General features: G+C 50.4%; 26 protein-coding genes and 1 riboswitch. Of the genes, 10 read left to right on the forward strand and 16 right to left on the reverse strand.

Going from position 1 to position 25,426, the window contains the following annotated elements; all coding sequences use genetic code 11:
- Window positions 1-663 precede the first annotated feature (663 nt).
- Window positions 664-1,134 carry a chemotaxis protein CheX gene (locus tag BMY09_RS10410; protein ID WP_091357568.1) on the forward strand — a complete coding sequence of 157 codons (471 nt, stop codon included), beginning with the start codon at window positions 664-666 and terminating at the stop codon, window positions 1,132-1,134.
- A gap of 52 nt (window positions 1,135-1,186) precedes the next feature.
- Here BMY09_RS10410 and BMY09_RS10415 read toward each other — a convergent pair whose 3' ends face one another.
- Window positions 1,187-1,630 (reverse strand): flavodoxin domain-containing protein, encoded by a 444-nt coding sequence (locus BMY09_RS10415; RefSeq protein WP_091357571.1) that lies wholly within the window; start codon window positions 1,628-1,630, stop codon window positions 1,187-1,189.
- Between the two features lie 164 nt (window positions 1,631-1,794).
- Here BMY09_RS10415 and BMY09_RS10420 point away from each other — a divergent pair, with 164 nt between their 5' ends.
- Complete coding sequence (locus tag BMY09_RS10420) at window positions 1,795-2,124, forward strand: hypothetical protein (RefSeq protein ID WP_091357574.1); 330 nt, start codon at window positions 1,795-1,797, stop codon at window positions 2,122-2,124.
- Between the two features lie 101 nt (window positions 2,125-2,225).
- On the opposite strand, the gene BMY09_RS10425 is transcribed toward BMY09_RS10420, so the two are convergent.
- From BMY09_RS10425 to BMY09_RS10470, 10 genes are all read right to left on the reverse strand, one after another.
- Window positions 2,226-2,606, reverse strand: coding sequence for a c-type cytochrome (locus BMY09_RS10425; RefSeq protein ID WP_175483507.1), 381 nt, complete (start codon window positions 2,604-2,606; stop codon window positions 2,226-2,228).
- Window positions 2,607-2,786: 180 nt separating this feature from the next.
- A complete protein-coding gene (locus BMY09_RS10430) occupies window positions 2,787-4,292 on the reverse strand; it encodes a fumarate hydratase (RefSeq protein ID WP_091357579.1) in 1,506 nt (501 codons plus the stop codon).
- 261 nt (window positions 4,293-4,553) lie between these two features.
- A complete protein-coding gene (locus BMY09_RS10435) occupies window positions 4,554-5,381 on the reverse strand; it encodes a prenyltransferase (RefSeq protein ID WP_245756559.1) in 828 nt (275 codons plus the stop codon).
- Between the two features lie 96 nt (window positions 5,382-5,477).
- Window positions 5,478-6,842, reverse strand: a complete 1,365-nt coding sequence (trhP, locus tag BMY09_RS10440) for a prephenate-dependent tRNA uridine(34) hydroxylase TrhP (protein WP_091357585.1) — start codon at window positions 6,840-6,842, stop codon at window positions 5,478-5,480.
- Window positions 6,843-6,879: 37 nt separating this feature from the next.
- Window positions 6,880-7,440: an RNA 2',3'-cyclic phosphodiesterase gene (gene thpR, locus BMY09_RS10445; RefSeq protein WP_091357587.1), complete on the reverse strand. Its 561-nt coding sequence runs from the start codon at window positions 7,438-7,440 to the stop codon at window positions 6,880-6,882.
- 93 nt (window positions 7,441-7,533) lie between these two features.
- Window positions 7,534-8,148 carry a glutathione S-transferase family protein gene (locus BMY09_RS10450; RefSeq protein WP_091357590.1) on the reverse strand — a complete coding sequence of 205 codons (615 nt, stop codon included), beginning with the start codon at window positions 8,146-8,148 and terminating at the stop codon, window positions 7,534-7,536.
- A gap of 24 nt (window positions 8,149-8,172) precedes the next feature.
- Window positions 8,173-9,141, reverse strand: a complete 969-nt coding sequence (locus BMY09_RS10455) for a coiled-coil domain-containing protein (RefSeq protein WP_091357592.1) — start codon at window positions 9,139-9,141, stop codon at window positions 8,173-8,175.
- A 134-nt stretch (window positions 9,142-9,275) separates the two neighbouring features.
- Complete coding sequence (gene groL, locus BMY09_RS10460) at window positions 9,276-10,922, reverse strand: chaperonin GroEL (RefSeq protein WP_091357595.1); 1,647 nt, start codon at window positions 10,920-10,922, stop codon at window positions 9,276-9,278.
- A 58-nt stretch (window positions 10,923-10,980) separates the two neighbouring features.
- Complete coding sequence (locus BMY09_RS10465) at window positions 10,981-11,274, reverse strand: co-chaperone GroES (RefSeq protein WP_091357596.1); 294 nt, start codon at window positions 11,272-11,274, stop codon at window positions 10,981-10,983.
- A 142-nt stretch (window positions 11,275-11,416) separates the two neighbouring features.
- Entirely contained in the window at window positions 11,417-11,899 is a 483-nt protein-coding gene (locus BMY09_RS10470) for an FxsA family protein (RefSeq protein WP_091357599.1), read from the reverse strand.
- Window positions 11,900-12,321: 422 nt separating this feature from the next.
- On the opposite strand from BMY09_RS10470, the gene BMY09_RS10475 reads away from it, so the two are divergent.
- Both BMY09_RS10475 and BMY09_RS10480 read left to right on the forward strand, forming a co-directional pair.
- Entirely contained in the window at window positions 12,322-13,083 is a 762-nt protein-coding gene (locus BMY09_RS10475; RefSeq protein WP_091357602.1) for an SDR family oxidoreductase, read from the forward strand.
- A gap of 166 nt (window positions 13,084-13,249) precedes the next feature.
- Window positions 13,250-14,116 (forward strand): alpha/beta fold hydrolase, encoded by an 867-nt coding sequence (locus tag BMY09_RS10480; protein ID WP_091357604.1) that lies wholly within the window; start codon window positions 13,250-13,252, stop codon window positions 14,114-14,116.
- Between the two features lie 831 nt (window positions 14,117-14,947).
- Here the strand turns inward: BMY09_RS10480 and BMY09_RS10485 are convergent.
- The gene (locus tag BMY09_RS10485) at window positions 14,948-15,397 is read right to left on the reverse strand and encodes a GNAT family N-acetyltransferase (protein WP_091357606.1); all 450 of its coding nucleotides are present in this window, start codon (window positions 15,395-15,397) and stop codon (window positions 14,948-14,950) included.
- 107 nt (window positions 15,398-15,504) lie between these two features.
- The gene (locus BMY09_RS10490) at window positions 15,505-16,512 is read right to left on the reverse strand and encodes an adenosine deaminase (protein WP_091357609.1); all 1,008 of its coding nucleotides are present in this window, start codon (window positions 16,510-16,512) and stop codon (window positions 15,505-15,507) included.
- A gap of 323 nt (window positions 16,513-16,835) precedes the next feature.
- On the opposite strand from BMY09_RS10490, the gene BMY09_RS10495 reads away from it, so the two are divergent.
- Window positions 16,836-17,546 carry a thiopurine S-methyltransferase gene (locus tag BMY09_RS10495; protein WP_091357612.1) on the forward strand — a complete coding sequence of 237 codons (711 nt, stop codon included), beginning with the start codon at window positions 16,836-16,838 and terminating at the stop codon, window positions 17,544-17,546.
- Here the strand turns inward: BMY09_RS10495 and BMY09_RS10500 are convergent.
- Together BMY09_RS10500 and BMY09_RS10505 are read right to left on the reverse strand one after the other, a co-directional pair.
- Window positions 17,543-18,823 carry an AmpG family muropeptide MFS transporter gene (locus BMY09_RS10500; RefSeq protein WP_245756555.1) on the reverse strand — a complete coding sequence of 427 codons (1,281 nt, stop codon included), beginning with the start codon at window positions 18,821-18,823 and terminating at the stop codon, window positions 17,543-17,545. The two genes, BMY09_RS10495 and BMY09_RS10500, sit on opposite strands and share 4 nt — an antisense overlap.
- Window positions 18,824-18,910: 87 nt before the next feature.
- Complete coding sequence (locus BMY09_RS10505) at window positions 18,911-19,393, reverse strand: YajQ family cyclic di-GMP-binding protein (protein WP_091357615.1); 483 nt, start codon at window positions 19,391-19,393, stop codon at window positions 18,911-18,913.
- A gap of 119 nt (window positions 19,394-19,512) precedes the next feature.
- On the opposite strand from BMY09_RS10505, the gene BMY09_RS10510 reads away from it, so the two are divergent.
- From BMY09_RS10510 to BMY09_RS10530, 5 genes are all read left to right on the forward strand, one after another.
- Window positions 19,513-20,415 (forward strand): ketopantoate reductase family protein, encoded by a 903-nt coding sequence (locus BMY09_RS10510; protein ID WP_091357618.1) that lies wholly within the window; start codon window positions 19,513-19,515, stop codon window positions 20,413-20,415.
- A 62-nt stretch (window positions 20,416-20,477) separates the two neighbouring features.
- Window positions 20,478-21,335: a polyphosphate kinase 2 gene (gene ppk2, locus BMY09_RS10515; protein WP_091357621.1), complete on the forward strand. Its 858-nt coding sequence runs from the start codon at window positions 20,478-20,480 to the stop codon at window positions 21,333-21,335.
- Between the two features lie 71 nt (window positions 21,336-21,406).
- Window positions 21,407-21,626: riboswitch (cobalamin riboswitch) on the forward strand.
- A 36-nt stretch (window positions 21,627-21,662) separates the two neighbouring features.
- Window positions 21,663-23,483, forward strand: coding sequence for a TonB-dependent receptor domain-containing protein (locus BMY09_RS10520; RefSeq protein WP_091357625.1), 1,821 nt, complete (start codon window positions 21,663-21,665; stop codon window positions 23,481-23,483).
- 84 nt (window positions 23,484-23,567) lie between these two features.
- On the forward strand, window positions 23,568-24,152 hold the full coding sequence (locus BMY09_RS10525) for a cob(I)yrinic acid a,c-diamide adenosyltransferase (protein ID WP_091357628.1): 585 nt from the start codon (window positions 23,568-23,570) through the stop codon (window positions 24,150-24,152).
- Window positions 24,153-24,227: 75 nt separating this feature from the next.
- Window positions 24,228-24,500 carry a hypothetical protein gene (locus BMY09_RS10530; RefSeq protein WP_091357630.1) on the forward strand — a complete coding sequence of 91 codons (273 nt, stop codon included), beginning with the start codon at window positions 24,228-24,230 and terminating at the stop codon, window positions 24,498-24,500.
- A gap of 30 nt (window positions 24,501-24,530) precedes the next feature.
- On the opposite strand, the gene BMY09_RS10535 is transcribed toward BMY09_RS10530, so the two are convergent.
- Window positions 24,531-25,340 carry a cobalamin-binding protein gene (locus tag BMY09_RS10535; protein ID WP_175483508.1) on the reverse strand — a complete coding sequence of 270 codons (810 nt, stop codon included), beginning with the start codon at window positions 25,338-25,340 and terminating at the stop codon, window positions 24,531-24,533.
- Window positions 25,341-25,426 lie beyond the last annotated feature (86 nt).

Consider the following 25,426-nt stretch of genomic DNA (forward strand, 5'->3'; position numbering starts at 1 on the left):
GCCGACTCTGCTTAAAACTGAACCCGAATATCCCAAACAATATTCGGTTATTATCTTTGCTAAAATTTTGATTGATCGATATCGCCTGCTCTATTAGCTTAATACAAACAAACAGACTGTATAATTTATATACAACCACGAGAACAAAGTCACGCCTTTTATGCTGCACCGCAGCATAAACAGCAACAATAAACTCTATCCGATTGAAATATAAGACGCTTTAATTATTACAAAATAAGCGCGACGCAACACAAACCTTTTTCATCAGCGTAAAACCAAGCTGTAGATAAGCCCCGAAAACGGTTTAAGAAGCGCATTTCCTCAGCGGGATAGGTCAAACATATTCAGGAGACAGGGACGGTAGAAGTGGATCGCTGGGGGGACTCGCCCCCTGGCCAATATGGAAGAAGCACGACAAATAACTTTATGTTTTTTCCAGCGAATCACGTAGCGACGTTCTAACCACTAGCTAGCGGCGAAGCAGCGGTCTGCTTTTCACACCTTCCCATTTTGGCATATATACAACAGACTCAGCGCTTTGTATTTGTTAGATTTTACGTCTAACAGATCCATTTTTTGTCTGAACACCCGTATTCCAGTCATAAACACAGGGTTCAGCAATCAGTTCGGCGATAAGCTTGTTTTTAAAGGGTGGTAAGAGTTATGAAGTTTGCATACGTCAACCCATTTTTAAAATCCATGGTAAATGTTCTGTCGACCATGGCCAATATAGAGTGCACAGCGGGAAAAGCCTATCTTAAACAGTCTACCAGCGCAGAGGGACATGTAACCGGGATTATGGGGTTAGCCGGACCCCATGCGAAAGGCTCTTTTGCGGTCTCTTTTACTCAGTCTGTGATTCTGGATATTACTGAACGGATGTTGGGAGAAACCCTGACGACGATCGATGAAACCGTCACTGATATGGTGGGTGAGTTGACCAATATGTCTGCTGGCGGTGCAGTGGCACAACTGTCTCAGAAAGGGTATGACCTGAATATGGCGACCCCTGTAGTTGTCAGCGGCGAATCACACCATATCAACCACTCCTCTAAAGGCCCGATTATTGTGGTGCCATTTTCGACCGATTCAGGTGATTTTTTCGTCGAGATCTCCTTTTGCTCCAGTAATTAATCTGAGGGGAATCCGCAGACGTCCTGGCCTAATTGATTGTAGTCCCCTCCCTTCAGAGCTTTTCCGACCAGCGCTCAATCCATTCGGCAGCGACCTCATCGGCGTCCGGCGTTTCACAGCTATCAATAAACAGTGCCTGTCCGACAGGCCTGGCCCCCAGATCGTGCATCAGTTCATTCATCTGTTTTCCCCCTTCAGCAAACGACTCATAGGAACTGTCTCCCAGGGCAATCAGACCAAAACGTACACCGGAGAAATCCGGCTGATGCTGTCGCAGCTGATCATAGAGAGGCTGAAGGTTTGCAGGTATCTCCCCCTGACCGATGGTTGCTGTGCAGATCAGTATCACATCCGGATTTTCGGCCACCTGCTGATAGCTCGGTTCATTCAATAATGTTGCCCGGTGCCCCAGTTGATTTAGCTGTTCGGTGCAGTCGTCTGCAATCAGACTGGCATTACCATAAGTGGAACCCACTACAACCCTGATCTCTGCCATATTCCCCTCTCTTCAACCCGACGATTCAGCTTATAGTCATAAAATCGCTATATAGTAATGAAAACCGACACAGGGTTGAATGTTGATTTTTTTAAATTCACCGTTTACCCGCGTATTTCTGTCAACTATCTTTAATAGGACAGTACCAAAAGGGGAAATAGACCATGCCGAACAACCATGTGGCTCAGCTTATTAAGAAGCTTGAGGATCAATCGACCGAAAAATCGAAACTGGTTGACTGTAATTTTGCGATAAGCGAAGAGGATAAGTTTAAAGTTGAAGCGTTAGCTGAGCTGTTTCATTGCTCCGAAGAACAACTGGTTGCCGACCTGTTGCATGCAGCGCTGCTTGAGATCGAAGAGAAGATGCCTTACCGGGCGGGCACAAAAGTTATTCGGGTCGAAGAGGGAGATCCTGTCTACGAAGATGTCGGACCGATGCCCCGCTATATGGCGATTAAAAGCCGACTCAGCAAAATCACCCAATGTGCCTGATCAGCAGCGGTACGATATAAAACGTTAGTGCAGAAAACCGCGGCGGGTCTGAGCGTTAGCAGAGAAAAGAATCAGCGGGACTTTATCCCGCTGAGTCAGACTTATAACGTTTTCAGATAAGCGATCAGATAATCCTGTTCGGCAGGATCAGTGATCGAAACGTGACGCATCCGGGTGCCCGGAACCAGTTTAGTATTATCAGAAACCCACTTACGCAGATTATCCTCGGTCCAGGTGATGCCAGATTGTTTCAGCGCTTCAGAATAGGCAAAGCGTGGCAGTGAAGCAGCCTCTCTGCCGACAACACCAATAAGACTCGGACCAAAGGCATTTTTGCTGCTATCAGTAGAGTGACATGCCTGGCACCGTTTAAACACTTCTGCACCGGCAGCAGCCATGGCTGCTTCATCGGCCTGCGCAGAAGTAGCTACCATGCCAACCATCGCGGCTGCTGATAGCAACTTAAGCATTACTTTCTTCATGATCAGGTACTCTCATCGTAATTTATACGGGTCTGAAAAGTATACTGACTGAAGCGTCTGGGGAATTTACTACTTGAGTACCCTTTTGTATCGACTGATGACCTAAATCAATGGCCCGGATAACAAAAAACGCGGCCGGAGCCGCGTTTAAATTCGCTATACTAAGTCTGTGACCAGTGCTTAAACCTGTTCAGCGATAATCTGCTTCCACTTCGCCGGCCCCGTGTTATGCACTGAGATACCACTGCTATCTACCGCCACCGTTACCGGCATGTCTTTGACTTCAAACTCGTAGATCGCCTCCATCCCCAGCTCTGGGAATGCCAGTACTTCAGCATTGGTAATCGCCTTGGATACCAGATACGCAGCGCCACCCACAGCCATCAGGTAAACCGCTTTGTTATCGCGGATAGCATCGATCGCAATCGGGCCACGTTCAGACTTGCCGATCATACCCAGCAGACCGGTGCTTTCAATAATCTGACGGGTGAACTTATCCATCCGGGTCGCCGTGGTCGGTCCCGCAGGCCCGACAACCTCTTCCCGAACCGGATCAACCGGACCAACGTAGTAGATAAAGCGGCCTTTCAGGTCAACCGGCAGATCTTCGCCGTTATTGAGCATCTCAACCATCTTCTTATGCGCCGCATCACGACCGGTCAGCATCTTGCCGTTCAGCAGTACTGTTTCACCAGGCTGCCAGCTCAGCACATCTTCCGGCGTGACGGTATTCAGATCAACCCGACGGGTGCTGGCACCCACTTCGAAAGTCACCTCTGGCCACTGATCCAGACTTGGCGGGGTCAGCACTGCCGGACCATTGCCATTCAGTTTGAAGTGAGTGTGACGAGTAGCCGCACAGTTAGGGATCATACACACCGGCAGTGATGCTGCGTGAGTTGGATAATCCATAATCTTTATGTCCAGCACGGTGGTCAGACCGCCCAGCCCCTGAGCACCAATACCCAGCCCATTGACGGCATCCATAATTTCCAGACGCAGCTCTTCAACACGATTTTGCGGGCCACGCTCACGCAGCTCATGGATATCGATCGGGTCCATCAGCGACTCTTTCGCCATCACTGCCGCTTTTTCAGCGGTACCACCGATACCGATACCCAGCATACCCGGTGGGCACCAGCCAGCGCCCATGGTTGGTACAGTCTTCACAACCCAGTCAACAATGCTGTCAGATGGGTTAAGCATCACCATCTTCGATTTGTTTTCAGAACCGCCACCCTTGGCCGCCACATGAACTTCAACCTCATCGCCCTCTACGAGTTCGTAGTGGATCACTGCCGGGGTGTTGTCTTTGGTATTCTGACGCTTGCCCGCAGGGTCAGCCAGGATGGATGCACGCAGCACATTGTCCGGATGGGTGTAAGCACGGCGCACGCCTTCGTTGATCATATCGGTAACGCTCATCTGGGCGTCCCAGGTCACGTTCATACCAACTTTGACAAATACTGTGACAATGCCGGTATCCTGACAAATTGGGCGTTTGCCTTCGGCACACATACGGGAGTTGATCAGAATCTGAGCCATGGCGTCTTTCGCCGCTGGGTTCTGTTCCTTCAGATAGGCTTCATGCACCCCCTGAATAAAATCGATCGGATGGTAATAGGAGATAAACTGCAGCGAATCTGCAATGCTGCTGATCAAATCGTCTTGGCGAATTACGCTCATTATTGACTCCGCAATGTCAGGCTTATGTCATAGGTTGAGGGCTATCTGCGTAACCCTTAACGTGCTCAGTAAAGTGTTGTCGAAGCGGTTACACGCTCATCTGGCAACGGCGGTATACGCTTCTGACTGGGTTATTCTGCAAAGCTGCCGCAGAATTATACACTAAATTAATCGTCAATCGTTGTCCGGCCTTAGTCTAAAGTTCTGTTCTGGTGCTCTGTATGCAGCCCGGCAGGGCCACACAACACAACGGCAGCCGGGTTACAGGCTAAGACAGTAAAGCAGACCAAATAACATGAAGAAACGGCCGCTGGCGGGCGGCAATGACGCTCTGCCCTGCACTTCCTGTTGCTGTTTATAGAGCAACCAGATCAGCGGCACACTGGCAAGCCACCAGATACCGCCTATCACGCCGGTAATCCACAACAGGGAGGTTACCAGCACAACTGACAGCAACAGCAGCAGGTAGAGTGTCCGGGCCCGGGTAATACCAATACGCACCGTCAGGGTGTTTATACCCGCCGCACGGTCACTATCGACATCGCGAATCTCATTCGCCAGCAACAACAGTGAGCTTATCAGGCTGACCGGTATCGAACGCCAGAACAGTGGCCAGTTCACCTCACCTGCGAGAATATAGTAACTGCCGCACACCATCAGTACGCCCATCAGCCAGAACACCAGTATCACCGCCAGCCCCCGGCGCTTGAAGTTGACCGGTTCCACGGTATATCCCAGCGCTCCGGCAAGTCCAACCAGCAGCAATAACAGCAATCCCAGACCAGCATAGCTGATCAGGTAGATACCGATCACTGCCGCCAGCAGAAAACAGACCAGTCCAAGCCTGAAATTACGCACCACCCGGCCCCGGGCAAGCGTGCTGCTGAGACGCTGCAGATCAGCATGGTCATTGATCAGGTTAACGCCGGCCTGCAACAGTAACGCCGCCAGAATAATCAGCACAGCCGCAGAGTAACTGAAGCCCGGCTGTTGCGACGCACTGACAATCCCCACCAGACAGGTGATCAGCGCCACCGAAAAGGAGAAAGGGCGCAACGCCCTGCCAAGGGAATATTTATCCTGCTGCATCAGATCCAACTACACTCATCTGTAAAAACCGGCTAAGGTGCCAGCCATGGCATAAAAAAAGGTATCTCAGGATACCTTTTTTATACATATTATCAATTAGTTACCGCTTTCAAATGCCGGTGCATTGGGCAGATCCCGCATCAGCAGGGCGTATTCCAGGTCAGCATCAATATCCAGTGGCAAACGCACTTTATGGCCCGAGCCCGGAGCACAATCTCTGGCTTCACCCTGCAGGTTCTCCAGATGCTCCAGTTTAAACTTGCGGTTACCAGACGGTGTCATCAGCTCCAGGGTATCGCCCACCATAAAGCGGTTTTTCACTTCGATATCCAGTGTTCCCTTTTGTGCATCACGGCCAATCACCTCGCCAACAAACTGCTGGTGTACACCAACAGAGTTACCGGTCTCATAGTTCTGATACTCGTCATGTACATGGCGGCGATAGAAACCTTCGGTGTAGCCACGGTTGGCCAGATTTTCCAGCGTATCCATCAGCCCCATATCAAACGGACGCCCGGCCACCGCATCATCGATCGCCTTACGGTAGGCCTGCGCGGTGCGTGCAACATAGTAGTGGGACTTGGTCCGGCCTTCGATCTTGAGTGAGTGGATTCCCATCTCAGTCAGTCGGTGAACATGCTGAATCGCCCGCAGGTCCTTAGAGTTCATGATGTAGGTGCCATGCTCATCCTCAAAGGCGGGCATATATTCACCGGGACGGGTCTCTTCCTGCAGCAGATACATCTTGCTGGTTGGTTCGCCCTCACCCAGCGCCGGCTGAACAGGCTCCTCATTCGGATCAAAGCTCTGCACCGGAATCAGATCACCATTATCACTCTGAGTCGCCTCATGAGCATCGTACTTCCAGCGGCAGGAGTTGGTGCAGGTACCCTGATTGGGATCACGGTGATTGATATATCCCGACAACAGGCAACGCCCTGAATAGGCAATACAGAGTGAACCGTGAACGAATACTTCCAGCTCTATCTCTGGACACTTCTCACGGATCTCACCGATCTCATCCAGCGACAGTTCACGGGACATAATAATCCGCTCGATACCCGCCTGATGCCAGAACTTCACACTGGCCCAGTTCATGGTATTACTCTGTACCGACAGATGAATCGGCACTTCGGGCCACTGTTCCTTCACCATCAGAATCAGCCCGGGATCTGACATAATCAGCGCATCCGGCCCCATCTCGATCACCGGACGCAGGTCATCAATATAGGTCTTCAGTTTACTGTTGTGAGGCATGATGTTACTCGCCACATACAGCTTTTTACCCTGCGCATGGGCGATATTAATGCCCTCATGCAGGTTATCCAGATTAAAATCGTTGTTACGCACCCGCAGACTATAACGTGGCTGACCGGCGTAGACCGCATCGGCACCATAGGCAAAGGCGTATTTCATATTGCGCAGCGTTCCCGCTGGCGAAAGGAGTTCTGGTTTAAACATTTTTCACAACATTGAAAAGTTAGGTTCTGCAGCTGGCTCAGGCCATATCCTGCAAGGGAATTGTAAACAGCGGCGTGTAGATAGATCCGCGCTCGCCCGGTTTGCTCTGAAACAGAATCACTGAGTCTGCCAGGCTGAAGAGGTCCACTGTGGGCCACTCTTCGGGCGGTTCAAACTGATTTCGGGCGGGCAACCGTCCCAGCGTGATATGAGGTTTAAAATCTTCCTCTTTAAACTCGATACCCGCTTCCAGAGCGATCTCCATCATCGACCTGTTTAGCGCACTCAGCTCTTCATCTTCCTGACTCATCGCTGCAATAACCGCCAGCTGACGACTCACCGGGTAATACTCTGCAGTATTAATACGCACCTGAAATGAGCGGACTTCAGCCAGCTTATTACGTGCGATATCTTCCAGCTGATCGATCTGTTCCAGAGAGATCTCGCCCAGAAAGCACAGCGTCAGATGATAGGATTCAGCATCAACCCAGTTTACTTCTATCTGCTTGTCAAACTGACACAGGGTATCAGCGTAATCAGCCAGCCATCGGGCCACAGAACCCGGCAGGGCCAGCGCAAAGAACGCACGAATATCCATTAAAGCGTTATCTACCTCATCAAAAAAGACTGACTATTCTGCCCGTCCCCGGGCCGGATCGCAATCACTAACCTGTATAAAAAATCGACAATTTTACCCTCGGCCACGCTGGCGCACTGTTTCCTGCACAGGTAAGGCCTGAATGCGCGAAACCCAGCGTTTCACAGCGGGATAGTCCGCATAGTCAAAACCGGCCACTTCAGGCCATGAGAGAACCGTTGCACCATGAAAATCAGCCACGGTCAGCTTACCAGCCACCAGATACTCTTTATCCTGCAGGTGCGACTCCAGTACGGGTAAGAAACGCATAATGGCCTGCCGTTGAACATCGATAAACGACTCATCGGGTTCACCATCGGCATATTTAACCGCCAGCAGCATATCCAACGCAGGCACTTCGATCTGATTACTGATAAACAAACTCCAGCGATACAGATCCGCCTCCTGCTCAAGGGTATCCACCCACAACAAGCCATCGCCATATTTGCGGGCCAGATAAAACAGAATCGCCTGACTCTCCCACAGCACCAGCTCACCATCCACCAGCGTTGGCAGCTTTCCGGTCGGATTCAGAGCCAGATATTCAGGCGTGCGGGTTGGTTCACTGCGAGGGGCCATAGGAACGTTCTGGTAAGCAACCCCCAGAGATTCGAGCACACACATCACCATATTGGCGCGGGAATAAACACCACCATAAACCGTTATCATCAAATCACCCTGTTAAACTAAGCGTTATCGTGACTGCAACTGTTCGACTTTCAACTGCAGGTTGTTCAGTTTCTGACGGATCTGTAACAGCTCGTTATTCACCACCAAACGGGAACCATCAATCGCTTTTACGGCCTGTTCATTCACCTTAACACGACGTTCGAGTCCGGCCCCCTGCCCCTGACTCTCTTTAAGGGATATCACCTGTTCTGCCAGTAACGCCATTTTCTTCTTCTGATCGGCCTGTTGCAGATCGATCGATTCACTCAATGCCTGAAACTGGGTGCTCAGCGCCGCAGCACTCTGCCTGATAGCGGCCACCTGCTTAGCATTTTCGCTGCCTTTTGCCTCAGATGCGGCTAACTGCTTATCCAGTTTGGTCAGCTCCCCGGTCATCCCCTCAAGGGCTTTCGACTGTTTATCCAGCTGAGCTGAAGCCTCATTTAACTGTTTTTCCAGCTCGGCAATCTTAGGTGTATTACGCTGATGAGCAACCACCCAAAGCTTACCGTTCTCGGAGTTTAACTTGGTAATTTCCGCATCAAGCCGGGAAATAGCTGTACCAAATTTACCGGAGTCGGCCTCCAGGCTGGCGAACTTTTGCTGGTTGATCTCAGCCTGCTTCTTCACCTGATTCTGCAAAGACTCTCCTGTCTGAGCGGCGCTGTCTCCAGCCACCAGAAACAGTTTCTGCAGTTCAATGATCTTCTCATCAACAACTTTGCGTTCGTTCTCTAAAACCTGCAGTTGCTGATGCTGCATGAAGTTCCAGTACGCCAGGCCTGCCACAGCGACCGCCAGTAACAGGATAATCAGATAGCTGAGAGCACCACCACCGGAACTGACCTTTTGCCCCGTATCCGGATGATTCCCCTTCACACCTGTTTTCTGAGGTGTTTCAGTCTGCGGCTTTTCCCCGGGAACTTTGATTGCTGGCTCCCGCTCCGCCGGACCAAAGCTAGGCAGCTCCAGATCTTTATCCTGATCGCGCATTAATGTCTCTCTGTCAGATAGATAATTCAGTTCAGCACTGCCGATATTACACCATCTGACAGTTTTTTGGCCAAAAGAAAAGCCCCGTGCAGAACACGGGGCTTTTCCGAGTAGCGTCGCTTAGGAGCAGATGATCACATCATGCCGCCCATACCGCCCATACCACCCATGCCGCCCATATCAGGCATGCCTGAACCGCCTTCAGATGGCAGGTCAGCAATCATCGCTTCGGTAGTAATCATCAGACCAGCAACAGAAGCTGCTGCCTGCAGTGCGGAACGGGTCACTTTAGCCGGATCAAGAATACCCATCTCGATCATATCGCCGTACTCACCAGTCGCAGCGTTATAACCATAGTTACCTTCACCCTTTTCACGGATGTTAGCAACAATCACAGAGCCTTCATCACCAGCGTTACCAACGATCTGACGCAGAGGCGCTTCAAGGGCACGGAATGCCAGCTCGATACCAACGGTCTGGTCATGGTTGTCACCTTGCAGCGCACCCACTTTGTCCATCGCACGGATCAGCGCAACACCACCGCCAGGTACAACACCCTCTTCAACCGCAGCACGGGTTGCGTGCAGCGCGTCTTCTACACGGGCTTTCTTCTCTTTCATCTCAACTTCAGTGGCAGCACCCACCTTGATAACCGCAACACCGCCTGCCAGTTTAGCAACACGCTCCTGCAGTTTTTCACGGTCGTAATCAGAAGAGGTTTCTTCAATCTGTGCGCGAATCTGGGAGACGCGAGATTCAATCGCAGTATGCTCACCGATACCGTCAACAACGGTCGTATTCTCTTTAGTGATAGCAACACGCTTAGCCTGACCCAGCTGCTCCAGAACCGCCGTCTCAAGATTCAGACCAACCTCTTCAGAGATCACAGTACCGCCAGTCAGAATAGCGATATCTTCCAGCATCGCCTTACGACGATCACCGAAACCTGGTGCTTTAACCGCAGCAACCTTAACGATACCACGCATGTTGTTGACGACCAGAGTGGCCAGTGCTTCGCCTTCAACATCCTCTGCGATAATCAGCAGTGGACGGGAAGTTTTAGCAACCTGCTCCAGAATCGGTAGCAGATCACGAATGCTGGATACTTTCTTATCAACAATCAGCATGTACGGATTTTCAAGCTCAACGCTCATGCTTTCCTGGTTGTTGATGAAGTAAGGAGAGAGGTAACCACGGTCAAACTGCATCCCCTCAACGACATCCAGTTCATTTTCCAGACCAGAACCTTCCTCAACAGTGATAACACCCTCTTTGCCCACTTTGTTCATCGCTTCAGCGATGATGTCACCCACCTGGGAGTCAGAGTTAGCAGAGATAGTACCCACCTGAGCAATCGCTTTACCGTCAGCACAAGGAACAGCCATCGCTTGCAGTTGTTCAACAACTGCAGCAGCCGCTTTATCGATACCGCGCTTCAGATCCATGGGGTTCATGCCAGCAGCAACAGACTTCAGGCCTTCATTTACAATAGCCTGAGCCAGAACAGTTGCAGTGGTGGTACCGTCACCGGCAACATCATTGGCCTGGGAAGCAACTTCCTTAACCATCTGTGCGCCCATGTTCTCAAACTTATCCTGCAGTTCGATCTCTTTTGCTACGGATACACCATCTTTAGTGACGGTAGGAGCGCCGAATGCTTTGTCCAGAACAACGTTACGGCCTTTTGGCCCCAGAGTTGTCTTAACTGCATCAGCCAGAATGTTTACACCCGCCAGCATACGTACGCGAGCATCGTTACCAAACAGTACTTCTTTAGCCATTTTTAAAAATCCTGTGTCTAAAAAAATTCAATCAGAAATTCTTACCAGAGAACCGAAATCAGTTTTCCAGCACACCGTAAATATCGCTTTCATTCATGATCAGCAGCTCTTCACCATCAACTTTAACGGTGTTAGAACCGGCATACTGACCAAACAGTACAGTGTCACCAACCTTAACAGCCAGTGCCTGAACTTCACCGTTACTGGTAATACGACCAGTACCTACAGCGAGAACTTCACCCTGGTTAGGCTTTTCAGCAGCAGAACCTGGCAGCACGATACCACTGGCAGTAGTTGCTTCTTCTTCTTTACGGCGAACAACCACACGGTCGTGAAGTGGACGAATTTTCATTGAATCTCTCTCCTGATCCGTTGATCAAAAAAAGTCAGTTTTGTTTTATAAAGTGCAACCACTGAAAGCGGCTACAAATCCTTGGATGACTCACTAAATGGGGGCAGCAAAAAGCATTTCAACACCCCGGCAAAAATATTTTTTAATCTTCGCGGCGAAAATCGCCATCGATAATATCGCCATTGCGGTCTGTATTCTGAGAACGGGGAGAGTCTGGCCGATGGTTGATGATATCTTCCGGAGCAACACCATTTTGCCGATGAGACATCGCCACCACTGTAAAACGACTCATAACCTGTCGGGCAAGCGCCTTACGGGTATAGGGGATCAAACAGAGAAAACCAATCACATCGGTCACGAACCCTGGGGTAAGCAACAATGCGCCCCCCACCGCCAGTACAATCCCTTCAACCATCTCATTGCCGGGTATCTGTCCCGCGTTCATCCGTTGCTGAGCCCGGGCCAGTGTAGATAACCCCTGATAGCGCAACATATTCACCCCGATAAAGGCGGATAAAAGCACCAGACCGACGGTGTACCAGGCACCAATCGCCTGACCAACATTGATCAGCACGGTAATCTCAATCACCGGGATAATAATAAACAACAGTAGAAGAAAGCGCATAAAGCTCCCATCCTGCATCAGACGACTACGTCCGCACAGTTCAAAAAAATTTCACTCTCTGCTTTTTTGCCCTACAGGGAGCCTGGTTAAAAAAATGCCGAACATTCAACATAGTTAGGGACGAATTTGTTTTTTTCAACCCCCTGTAACCCCACACGCATTCGCAGCATTACGACTAAAATACTATATAACCACATCAAAAAACTTGCACAAATTATTACTTAAAAATCATACACTTACGCAAAATAGGACACAATATTGACAATATAAGCCATTGTTTATTATGAATTTTTAACAATACCCCTTTCAGGCAGTAGACATTTGTGCAGAAGCGTTATAAGTTCTAACGCTAAGCATTTTGCAACGCACAAAAAAGCATAATAAGAAAAAAATAAAATATAGAAGATAAGGTAGTAAAACTGATGGAACTTAAAGATAAAGTAATCGTTATTACCGGTGGTGGTCGTGGTCTGGGTCGCGCTATGGCACTGGAACTGGCTGAAAAAGGCGCAAAACTGGCGCTGGCTGACCTGGACCAGGAAGGCCTGGATGAAACCGTTGGCCTGTGCATGGAGTTCGGCGTTGAAGCCCGTGGCTACATCGCTAACGTATCTGATGAAGATTCTGTAGTTAAACTGTTTAACGATGTTGCAACCGATTTTGGTGCGCTGCACGGCCTGGTAAACAACGCCGGTATCACCCGTGACGGCCTGTTCATTAAAGTTAAAGATGGTGAAGTTGTCAGCAAAATGAGCCTGGACAACTGGAACCTGGTCATCGACGTTAACCTGACCGGTACATTCCTGTGTGGCCGTGAAGCAGCGATCAAGATGATCGAACTGGGCAATCAGGGCTGCATCATCAACATCTCCTCTATCTCTCGTCATGGCAACATGGGGCAGACCAACTACACCGCAACTAAAGCAGGCGTAGAAGCGATGGCGGTGACCTGGGCAAAAGAGCTGGCTCGCTACGGTATCCGCGCAGCGTCTATTGCGCCAGGCTACATCGGCACTGAGATGGTGATGAGCATGAAACCTGAAGCACTGGAAAAAATCGCTTCTGGCATCCCTGCCAAGCGCCTGGGTAAACCTCAGGAGATCGCTAACACTGTCGCTTTCATCATGGAAAACGACTATGTCAATGGTCGCTGCATCGAAGTCGACGGCGCACTGCGGATCTGATCAATCTCTTCGTTGAAAATAAAGCCGGCAGATACGCCGGCTTTTCTGTTTTTCAGGCCCACAACTCATTTCAACCAGTACCAGGCTAACTGACAGCATTGCGACATTTTAAGAACCCTGTAAGCTGAGGCACAAGCCAACACCGGCAAACCATCATGGACGTAAAATGACGATATACAAATCAGCTGAGGGTGAACAAGCCGTTCAGGAGTACTACCAAACGTTCATCGATCACTGGCCAGTGGCTTGCCAACAAATAAAACTGACCACCCGCTTCGGTGAAACCCATCTGCTGACCTGTGGTGATAAAGCACTACCACCACTCCTGCTGATGCATGGTGCCATGGCAAACGCCACCGCCTGGTTTTTCGATGTCGAAGAGTGGTCAAAACATTTCAGGATATATGCCATCGATATGATCGGTGAACCGGGGCTGAGTGCACAGATTCGCCTGCCTATGGACAGTGATGCTTATACCCTGTGGCTGGATGATGTGATGCAGGAGACCGGCCTTACTCACGCTGCAGTGGTGGGAGAATCCCTGGGTGGCTGGCTGGCACTGGATTACGCCTCCCGCCGACCGGAGAAAATTACCCAAATAGCCCTGCTGGTACCAGGCGGTGTAGGCCCGCAACGTAAATTCCTCCTCAAGGCACTGCCGCTGATGTTGTTAGGAAAATGGGGCAAACGTAAAGTGCGGGAGATGATCTTCGGCGCTGAAGAGAACAACCCATCCCCTACTATCCTCAGATTCAGGGAGTTCTTCGCGCTGATCATCCAGCATGTTAAGCCAAGAATGGATAAACTGCCGATCATCAGCGATAAAGCCCTGCAAAATATCCGCGCCCCGATGCTGGCAATTATTGCCGGTAAAGATGTTCTGCTCGATTCCAAAGCCACCCAGAACAGACTCGAAAGCAATGTCGCAGATGTCAGGGTAATCTGCCAGCCGGATGCCCGGCATCTGATTCGGGAGAGGGGAGCCATCTTAGAATTCTTATTAAAAGCAGAGGCGAGACCGTCGCTTGAATAAAAGCAGTGGCTAGACCGTCGCTGCGCGACTAGCTAGACGCGACTGCGTCGCTTGCTCGTGGCTAGGAGAGCCTTCTTAATAAATTGAATACGTTAATTAAAGTTCTCATTTCATAAGTTATGAACTGGTTTTAGCTCGCTTTATACCTTTTTAGCTACTTATGACCAAAGATCAATCTTAAATATAGTAGTAAGCTTGGTCTCATTACAATCCCCCCCAAAACAAGCAACAACACATCATATTGAAAACAAAGCCCATAACCCTCTGCCATAACACCCAATTTTGCGATAAGACTAAAATATTCTTTCTCAGAACTGAAAGGACAACTATCAGATAGTAATGACGTTAAACCTATTAGAAAAACAGCCAATCCGATGCCGGAGAAGGCCAGGCTACGTCCAAAGATATGATTCCTCGTTTTAACATAGCCTGCTTGGAAATAGTTTGAATACCAAATAATTAGTAGCCCCGAAAAAGTTGTGATCAAGGCAAACAAACCTATTTTTGGAATAAAACCCGTTGAGGAATAAAGCAGCAGGAAGCCCCCAAATGAGCTAAACAGACATAGAAAGAATAAAATAAACCACTCATCGGAACTCCATATCCTTAGCGCTCAGCCATTTTTTATTTAAATCTGACAACAGTGACGAAAATTAACTCTATCAAACCTAAACAGCAATAGTAGAGTCTCTTTTATTCTCGTGTTTTCTAGAACGGAAAGCGTCGCTTGCTCGTGGCTAGGAGAGCCTTCTTTATGACTTTAGGGAGGCTCTTAAAAGAATAAGCGTTGTAAGAAGGTTACTGTTGTAAAAATAAGAACCTTCGAATCGATTATTTTGCATCATCCCATTCCATTGGCTGAAATGAGATACCGTCTTTTGTACCTACAGGGCCAGACTCAACAAAGCCAAACCGCTTATAGACCGGCACTGCATAGATAGATGAGCGCAAGGAAAAACGTTTGCTTTGACTAGATTCTTTAGCCTTCAGCCATAAGAGACGAGAGATCCCCCTTCCCTGAAACGCTTGTGCTACAAACAGATGGTAAAGATGACTACCTCCTTTGACAGAGATATAGCCCATCAGTACTCCTCCCTCTTCATAAACCAGATTAAGATACTCGGGACTGGAAACCCTGACAGCAAATGCCGCCTCCGTAATCGACTCCCTAAACCACACCGGCAGTTCTTTGCCTGGTTCGTCGAGGTAAAAATGCGATAGCGAAGCAACCAAATCTGCGATCTGGTGCACATCACTTTCAACTGCTATCCGAATACTCATCTATTATGTAAATTCTGGGTTATTTTCATGAATGCCACAGCAATCGTTTACTCTTTTTCTAAACGAGCAAGTGGCGAAACCACGTCTGGCAGCCGCGAAGCGGCGTTCTAACGAGTCGAACTTGTTCGACGGTCTAGCTCGAAGAGCATCTCTGCTTTCCGCTCTTTATTCGCAAAGCTGTATTCAAAGCTGTTGCGAGCCAGTTCCACTGCTTGCTCACGCGTCATTCCCAGCCCCTTTTCAAGGGCGATGAAGTTTTCGGTAAGGTAACCGCCGAAATAGGCCGGATCGTCGGAGTTTACGGTGACTTTCACGCCCTGCTCCAGCATCTGCAGGATGTTGTGCTGGCTCATATCGTCAAAGACTTTCAGTCGGGTGTTCGACAAAGGGCATACGGTGAGTGCAATCTCTTCCCGGGCCAGGCGCTGGATCAGTTCTGGATCGTCTATCGCCCGTACACCGTGATCAATCCGATCCACCTTAAGTATGTCCAGTGCGTCGATCACATTTTGTGCAGGCCCCTCTTCACCCGCATGGGCAACGGCTAGCAGCCCCATTGCCCGGGCTTTGGCAAAAACCCGCTCAAACTTAGCTGGAGGATGGCCTTTTTCTGAGCTATCAAGGCCTATACCGATAATTTTATCCAGATAGGGTTCGGCCTGTTGCAGAGTTTCGAACGCGGCATCCTCACTGAGATGGCGCAGAAAACACATAATCAGACCGGAGCTAATACCATACGCGGTTTCAGCTTGCTCCAGCGCCCGGCTGATACCGTTAATCGCCGTTGCGAAAGGGATACCCCGGTCGGTATGGGTCTGAGGGTCGAAAAAGGGTTCGATGTGGAGGATATTTTCGGCCTTACAGCGTTCAATGTAGGCCCAGGTCAGATCATAAAAGTCCTGTTCGGTCTGCAGTACTGCAGCACCCTGATAGTAGAGATCGAGAAAATCCTGCAGATTACCAAAATCATAGGCTTCACGCAGTTGTTCAATCGATGCATACGGGAGCTCTACGGCGTTACGCTCGCCCAGAGCGAACAACAGTTCAGGTTCCAGTGAGCCCTCCAGATGCAGGTGCAGCTCTGCCTTTGGCAAGTCGTTCAAAAACTGATCCATCAATCACCCCAATCGCTTAATTCAATACTGTTATTATCATTACACAGTAGTAAAAATGAAGTTCGTCCGGTGCGCAACCACTTAAGGGCTTTTTATTCCTCTCCCTGCAATACCCCTCCTCTCTTTTACCCATGTCCTGGGTTATGGACCGAATATTGCAGCAGACAACACGCTTTACCTTACATTGTCATGAACTGGCCAATGCAACCGTTAACGGCGGGAGAGAACAGGCAGACAAAAAACATTGCAGCAGGCCCTGACAGATAGTTGATCAGAGCATATCAACTGTGACCATCGGGTTCAGGATATACCAGGAGTATTTCATGACAGATCAGCAGGCCCCACAGGAATCTACCGGCACCGATAAGCGCCAGGATAATGTTTTATGGCTACAGTTGTGGAAAGATCAGCGGACCGACTTTCATCAACAGCAGGTGAGTCCGCTGCTGCCGCGCTTCTGGAATAACCAGACCGTCGCCAAAAACGCCAGGGTATTGGTGCCTCTGTGCGGCAAGAGTCAGGATATGCTCTGGCTGGCAGCCCGGGGACACCGGGTGATCGGTGTTGAATTAAGTCCACTGGCGGTAAAAGCATTTTTCAGCGAAAACAATCTTAAGGTTAAAAAGTCCCGTGTCGGTAACTTTACCTGTTGGCAGTCTGGACTGATTACGATCTGGTGTGGCGATTTCTTCTCTTTACAAAAACATCAACTGGGAAAAGTAGATATCGTTTTTGATCGCGCCGCTCTGACTGCCCTTTCCGGGGCTATCCGCCAGCAGTATATCGGCCAGTTGTGCCAGTTGATCGGTATAAACTGCCAGATTTTTCTGCTGACGGTCGAGGATATCGACAATCACAGTCAGCAAAGCCCGGATATGATAGATAGTGAAATTACTGCGTTGTATGCCGGACAGTTTGATATATCGCTGATGCACACAGAAAGCGCCTGCGTCCCTGAAACGCACCCGCAAACAGCAGGTTTTCATACTGAAAGCAAAGTTTACCGACTCACCTACAAGCCTGTTCCGGCTTAGTTATCGCTCTGAGGCTCTGCTACCACCTGATCACCGTTCCAGGGAGCCACTTTCAACAACAGCAACATCCCGGGAATCGCCAACAGGGCACAGATATAGAAAAACAGGTGCCAGCCCACGGCATCCACGACATAGCCTGTAAACGCATTAACGAACGTCCGTGGCAACGCCGCCAATGCAGTAAACAGAGCAAACTGAGTTGCAGCAAACGCAATACTGGTGGAACGGGCAATAAAGGCGGTAAACGCGGCAGTACCGAGCCCAACCCCCAGATATTCCAGACTGATCACCACCGCCAGTATCAGTTTATCAGGCCCTGACTGAGCTAATAACGCGAACCCCAGAATGGTCACCACCTGCACTACGCCAAACAACCACAGCGCCCGGTTGATCCCCAGTTTTATCATCCATAATCCACCGAGAATCCCACCCACAACAGAGGCCCAGAGTGCCGAAGCTTTCGCGATAACTCCGATCTCTGTCAGACTGAAGCCCATATCGATATAGAAGGGCGTCGACAATGCGGTGGCCATGTTGTCACCCAGTTTATAGAGGAACATAAAGCTGAGAATCTGCAACGCCCCGGTCCAGCCCAGACGGGTGATAAATTCATGGAACGGTTCGATCACCGCTTCTTTGAGGGTTTGTGGGGTCCGGGGCGCCATCACCGGTTCCTTAACCACCAGCGTCATGATCACCCCCAATAACATAAACCCGGCAATGATAACGAACACGCTGCTCCAGGGCAGGATATCAGCCAGCACCAGCCCCAGCGCACCCGGCACGAGTCCGGAGATGCGGTACGCCTGCACATGCACCGAGTTGCCCCAGCCCAGCTCCTCTTCAGGGAGCAGTTCCCTACGATAAGCATCCAGCACAATATCCTGACTGGCGCTGAACAGGGCGACCGCCGTGGCCAGATAGGCGATAGTCATGATCGACATAGCCGGATCAAACAGTCCTAAACTGGCAATAGACCCCAGCAGAGCCAGCTGCATCATCAGCATCCAGCCACGTCTGCGTCCCAAAAAAGGCGGCACATAACGGTCCATCAGCGGTGCCCACATAAACTTCCATGTATAGGGGAAAGTGACCAGCGCAAACAAACCGATCTCTTTCAGACCCACCCCCTCTTCACGAAGATAGGCAGGCAGCAGCTGAAACAATACATACAACGGCATACCGGATGAGAATCCGGTAAAGATACAGATCAGTGTCCGCTGGTTTAATACCGCTTCTGACCAGTGTTTACGAGTCGGTGCTTTTACCGCGTCCACTTAATATCCTTAGTGCTAATCCTGGGGTGAGATCAGAGTAACTTACATAAAGTAACGGCAGCTGAATGCTGCCGTATTAATGGAAAATCAGTCTCTGAAATTAGTGTATTGCAGCGGCAGTTCCAGATCTTCACTGCGCAGCATCGCCATCACTTCCTGCAGATCGTCACGCTTTTTACCCGTCACCCGCACCTGATCACCCTGTACCTGAGCCTGAACCTTAAGCTTTTTGTCTTTAATCATTTTGACAATCTTTTTGCTGAACGGCTGATCCAGCCCCTGTTTCAGGGTTACCAGCTGACGGGCGCGCATATTGGCGGTATGCGGCTCACCTACATCCAGGCTTTTAATATCCACTTTGCGCCCCACCAGTTTGGTACGCAGAATATCCATCATCTGTTGTAACTGAAAGTCGACCTCCGCCTGCAGAGTGATCACATCACCTGCAAGCTCAAATTTCGCATCAACTTTATTAAAGTCATAGCGGGTCCCCAGTTCCCGGTTAGCCTGGTCTACCGCATTACTCACTTCATGCATATCCAGTTCAGAAACGATATCAAAAGATGGCATCGAAAATACTCCTTAAAGCAGGTCTGCCGCTTGCCTGCGGCCTAATATGTTTTATCCTGCCTATCATACCGTTATGATGGTGATACACATACCCCATTTCGGCATAGGACTCTGAACATATGCACTGGCATATTCTGGGCGCTGGCGCGATAGGCCTGCTCTGGGCAGCAAAATTACGCACGGCTGGCCATCAGGTCACACTGATTTTACGTACACAGGACAAGCTCTCTCAGTACAATGAAACGGGCCGGTTTTCGATCACCCATGATGACACAATCCAGTGGTTTGATACCCAGGCACAACTGGCTGACTGTGATGATCCTATCGATTACCTGCTGATCACCACGAAGTCGTTTGCGGCAGCCGACGCATTCGCCTCAGTCAAACAGCGCATTTCGGCCGGCACAAAGGTTTTACTGTTGCACAACGGGATGGGGCCGCAGCAACAGCTGAGAGATGAAAACCCTGAAGTGGAGATCTGGGCTGGCAGCACAACTGATGGCGCTTACTTTGATCAGCCCTTCAGTCTGATCAGGGCGGGCATTGGCGAAACCCATATCGGACGGCTGTCTGATGGTGACAATGACTGTCTGTTTCAGGAGCTGCAAGGGGTTGATCATCAGCTGCGCCATGCAACCGACATTGAAACGGTACTGTGGCGTAAGCTGGCGATTAACTGTGCGATCAATCCACTTACCGCGTTGTTTAACTGCCGCAATGGCGAGTTGCTGAAATATGATGACCGTCGGGCCGCAATGGCGCAGATCTGCAAAGAGGTCGATGAGGTCACCAGTGCGCTGGGGATCTCCCTGTTTGACCGCAAACTGATGGAGGAAGCCTGGGACGTGGCAGAACTAACCGGAAACAACCACTCCTCGATGCAACAGGATATCAGCCACAACCGTCCCACAGAGATAGAAACCATCACCGGTTATCTCTGCGAGGTTGCCGATCAGGCCGGTATCGCCACACCCGCTAACCGCTTAGTGCTCGAGGCCGTCCGGGGGCTGAGTGAGGAATAACAGCGCTTCTCTCTGTGCGGTGAGACACTTTAAACTATTTATCGGTTAACAAGGATCTTAACATGGCTAAGAAACATTCAGAGATGAGCCCATCAGAGCGCCGTCTGTCGCAAGGTTTGGGAGAAGACTACCCTTACGATACAAAGCTCTCCAAAAAGAAATATATAAAAGAGAAACAGAAGCTGCAGATCGAGTTGCTGAAAATGCAAAACTGGATCAAGGAGACCGGTCAGAAAGTAGTCATCATTTTCGAAGGACGGGACGCAGCAGGCAAAGGGGGTGCCATTCAGCGCTTTACCGAGCACCTTAATCCCCGGGGAGCCCGTATCGTTGCCCTGAACAAGCCCTCCAGCACCGAACAGGGACAGTGGTACTTTCAACGCTATCTGCAGCACCTCCCCAATGCCGGTGAGATCGTGCTGTTTGACCGTTCCTGGTACAACCGGGCGGGTGTGGAACGGGTGATGGAGTTCTGTTCAGAGGAGGAGTACAAGCTGTTTCTGAAACACACACCGATGCTGGAACAGATGCTGGTCGAAAGTGGTGTACGTCTGTTCAAATTCTGGTTTTCTGTGAACCAGCGGGAGCAACAACGACGCTTCGATGAGCGCCGTGAAGACCCGCTGAAACACTGGAAACTGAGCCCCATGGACCTGGCATCAGTAGAACGGTGGAAGGAGTACACCAAAGCCAAAGAGGCGATGTACCACTATACCCATACAGAGTTTGCCCCCTGGACAACCATCATGTCGGATGACAAGAAACGCGCCCGGTTAAATGTGATGAAAATCGTTCTGAACGCCCTGCCCTATGAAAACAAAGACGCAAAGGCTGACCTGACGCCGGACAGCAATATCGTTGCCGATGCCATGGATCGCACACCTCAGTTCAGCAAAAAACATATACCTGAGATTGATTAGAGAAATAGATTAGCGGCCTTCATAAACACCTGACACATTTTCATTTGACCCGGGCGCAACCGCAACATAGAGTAGCGCCTCGTTCTACTGGTGCCCGACGCTGACTCAACAGCCAGGGTTAATCGGGAAGTCTGGTGCGCTCCTTAACAGAGCAATTCCAGCGCTGCCCCCGCAACGGTAAGTAACTGCGAAACTGACATATGCCACTGTAATGGGAAGGCGTCAGTGACGGATCAGCAAGATGCTGATCAGGTTACCAGCCCGGAGACCGGCCAGTAGTCAGTTCACTCTTTAAGTGCACGGTGGGTGCGCTAAACAGGAAGTACAATGAAAATGTCCCCCCTTTATCCGGCAGTGCTGATGGGCACGTCGCTGATCTCTGCTACGGCTGTGGCGCAGGAAACAGCACAGCAAAACACCCTCGATACTGTTGTTGTATCGGCTAACCTGATTGAACAACCGATTACAGAAACTATCGCCTCAGTATCCGTAGTGACCGCTGACGATATCCAGCGCTCTCAGGTGGATTCTGCTAAAGCAGCAATCAACCTGTTACCCGGTGTTAATTTCACCAGCAGCGGTGCCCGCGGTCAGTCTGCTGCGCTCTACACCCGCGGAACTGAATCCGATCACACCCTGATTCTGGTTAATGGTATCCGCATTGGGACACCGACAGCGGCCGGTACCCGACTGGAACTGATTCCGGTGGATCAGATTGAAAAAATTGAGTTTGTCAGAGGCCCCCGTTCGGCCCTCTATGGCTCCGATGCCATTGGCGGAATGATCCAGATATTCACGAAAAAGGGGAAGCAAAATGCCTCCGGCTCAGTTGCCCTGACTCTCGGTGATCAGGGTACACACAAGCTATCTGGCACCTATTCTCAGCCCTATAGTGACACTGGCAGCATCTCGGTTGCACTCTCAGCCGATCATCACGACGGTATCGATGTTAAGGATGATGCAGAGTTTGATAAAGACGGTTATCGCAATCTGTCCGCGAATATTGCCATTGACCAGCAGTTGACTGAGCGGGTTGACCTGAATCTCCAGGCCATCAAATGGCAGGGTAACAGCGAGTTCGACACAACCTGGGGAGGCAACGAGTCCGATTTTGAGAATGAACTCTACTCTGCCCACATCCAGTATTCGGGTGATAGTTTCGATAGTGCCCTGAGCGCCGCCTATGTCAAAGATGACAACCTGACTTACGGTAACGGCATCAGCCGCAGGAATGGCTCCCGCTATGTCACCGAACGCCAGCAAGTAAACTGGCTTAACACGGTCTACATTAACAACACCTCTATTTCCGCCGGGCTGGATTATCTGAATGATGATCTGGCCGACAGCACACAGAGCTATACAGTGAGCAGCCGGGACACCAAAGCGGCCTTTGTCGGTCTGCTTCAGGAGGGCGATCACTATCAGGCTGAGTTAAGTGGCCGCTTTACCGATGATGAACAGTTTGGCGAGAATACCACCTACAGTGCGGGATATGCCTATCAGTTTGATCCGCTGAAAGTAGCCATAAGCCACGGTACAGCATTTAAAGCCCCTACCTTTGATGACCTGTATTATCCCCTGAGCTTTGGCTATCAGGGAAATCCAGACCTGAAACCGGAAGAATCTGAAACCACAGAGATCAGCATTTCAGGCAACGGCGTCGCCCTCTGGGAGATCAGTGTTTACAAAACCGATATCCGCAACCTGATCAGCATAAATGATAGTTTCACCACGGTGGAAAATACCGACAAAGCAGAGATCAAAGGTGTAGATGCCAGTTACCAGATAAGCTATGGCCACTGGAACCACACTCTGGCCTACCAGTACGTGAATGCCAGAGATGCAGCGACAGGAAAAAAACTGCGTTTCCGACCACAGGAAACCGTTAAATGGCAGATTCACTACGCCGCTGACCAATGGTCCGCAGGTAGTGAAATCATCTGGGAAGGAAAACGCTACAGCAACGCCGACAACAGCAGTTCACTGCCCGCGTTTGCCGTGCTAAACCTCTATACAACCTATCAGGCAACCCCTGAATGGACACTTGGAGGCCGGATTGAAAACCTGTTCGACAAGGCGTATCAAACCAATCCCGGGTATAATAATCAGGATCGCTTGCTAACCGTTTCGGCCCGATATAGCTTTTAATTGAGCTGTTTTTAATTCAGCTTAAGCACGTCACCCGGAGGCTGAATAGTTTTATTCGGCCTTTTTTATTTAAAGGACACTCTGATGGCCAACCGTCTGACCAGAATCTACACCCGCAGCGGCGACAAGGGCACGACCTCGCTGGCCAATGGCAGCAAGGTAAATAAATACCACCCGCGCATCGAAGCCCTGGGGGATACCGATGAACTGAACTGCCTGCTGGGCGTTTTACTCGCCGAGCTTGCCGCTCAGGAACCGTTAAGGATACTGTTGCTACAGTGCCAGAACGATCTGTTTGATCTGGGGGGTGAACTGGCTGTGGCCGATCCGGGCTACACCGTTATCGACACTGAAGTGATAACGCAGATGGAGCAACAGATTGACGCCCTCAACAGCCAGCTGCCGCCCCTGAAGGAGTTTATCCTTCCGGGCGGCAACCGGGCCGCAGCACTGTGCCATCAGGCACGTAGCGTTTGCCGCCGGGCTGAGCGACGGATGGTGGAACTGGCCGACCAGGAAATGGTCAACCCGTTAAGCGCTACCTACCTGAACCGCTTCTCGGATCTGCTGTTTGTCGTTGCCCGGGTACTGGCACGACAGAACGGCGGTGAAGAAGTATTATGGCAGCCGCGCAAACCTGCTCATAAACCTGAGCAACAGGGCGGGTAACATAAGTCCGCAGGGGCCGCATTTTATGATGTGGTTATGATTAGCCAATATAAACAGTAAAAGAGAGAAACCGATATGTTGCGTTTTATCGCTCCACTGACAATTGCCCTTTTAGCCTCGTTTTTAGCACCACTGGCTCAGGCAGACTGCGCTGATGAGCAGACCTGGTGCGAAACGAAGTGCGAAGTTAAACATATGACCGATGACGCTGCCGTGACCGGCTGTAAATCCAAATGCGTCGCTGCGCGGGCAGCCTGCAGCACCAAAGCAGGTGCCGAAACAGCGTGGGATGCGACCAAAAAAGCCGCACAGGACACCAAATCGTTTTTCAAGGGTCTGACAGAGTAATACTCAGACAGAGTACCTGAGACTGCATAGCTACTGCGACTCGACGACCATCCGCGCCTGCTGCAGCACTTCGCACATCTGCTGTGCACCGTCCAGCAAGCGCATGGTTGGCCGGTATAGCAGATCCTCATTGAGGCGATAAAACTGGCCATCCCGGGTAGCCGACAAAGTGGGCCATGCCTGCCATTGCTGCTCCCAGCCATCCGGGAGATTTCTCCCCGTCAGAATCACCTGCGGATCCGTCAGCAGCACCGACTCTACCCCCAGACGGGGAATCGCCTCCCGATGTCCGGCAAACAGATTTTCCCCACCACACAAGCGAATGACCTGACTCACCATCTGTCCCTGGTTAACAGTCATCAGCGGCTGATTCCAGAGCTGATAAAAAACCCGTAGCCGGGTTCTGCCAGAGTATTGTTGCTGTAGCGTTTGCAAACGTTCCTCAAACAGCGTCGCCTGATGTTCGGCTTCAGGCAGCTGTAATAGCTGCCCCAATGCCCGCAGGTTATAGGGAATGTCACTGAACACTTTAGGATCTGAGTAGTAAACAGGAATACCCATCTGCTCCAGGCGTTGCAGCGGAAGATGCGGATTACCTCCCGCCCAGGCGACCACCAGATCAGGCTTGAGGGCGATAATCGCTTCAAGATTAAAGCTCTGAGAATCGCCGATCACCGGTATATTCAACGCTTCAGCAGGATAATCGCTGTGACTGACCACACCAGAAATATAATCCCCAGCACCAATAGCAAACAGGTTTTCGGTAATATGCGGCGACAGCGCGATAACCCGCCGGGCCGGTTGAGCAATATCAATCACCCGCCCCCGGTTATCTGTCACACTGATACCTGCTTCAGATGTCGCAACAGATAAAAGCTGGCTGCATACTAAGAGGATAAAGCTGGATAATTTGAACCGCATACACA

This window comes from Amphritea atlantica (genome assembly GCF_900111095.1).
Taxonomy (GTDB): domain Bacteria; phylum Pseudomonadota; class Gammaproteobacteria; order Pseudomonadales; family Balneatricaceae; genus Amphritea; species Amphritea atlantica.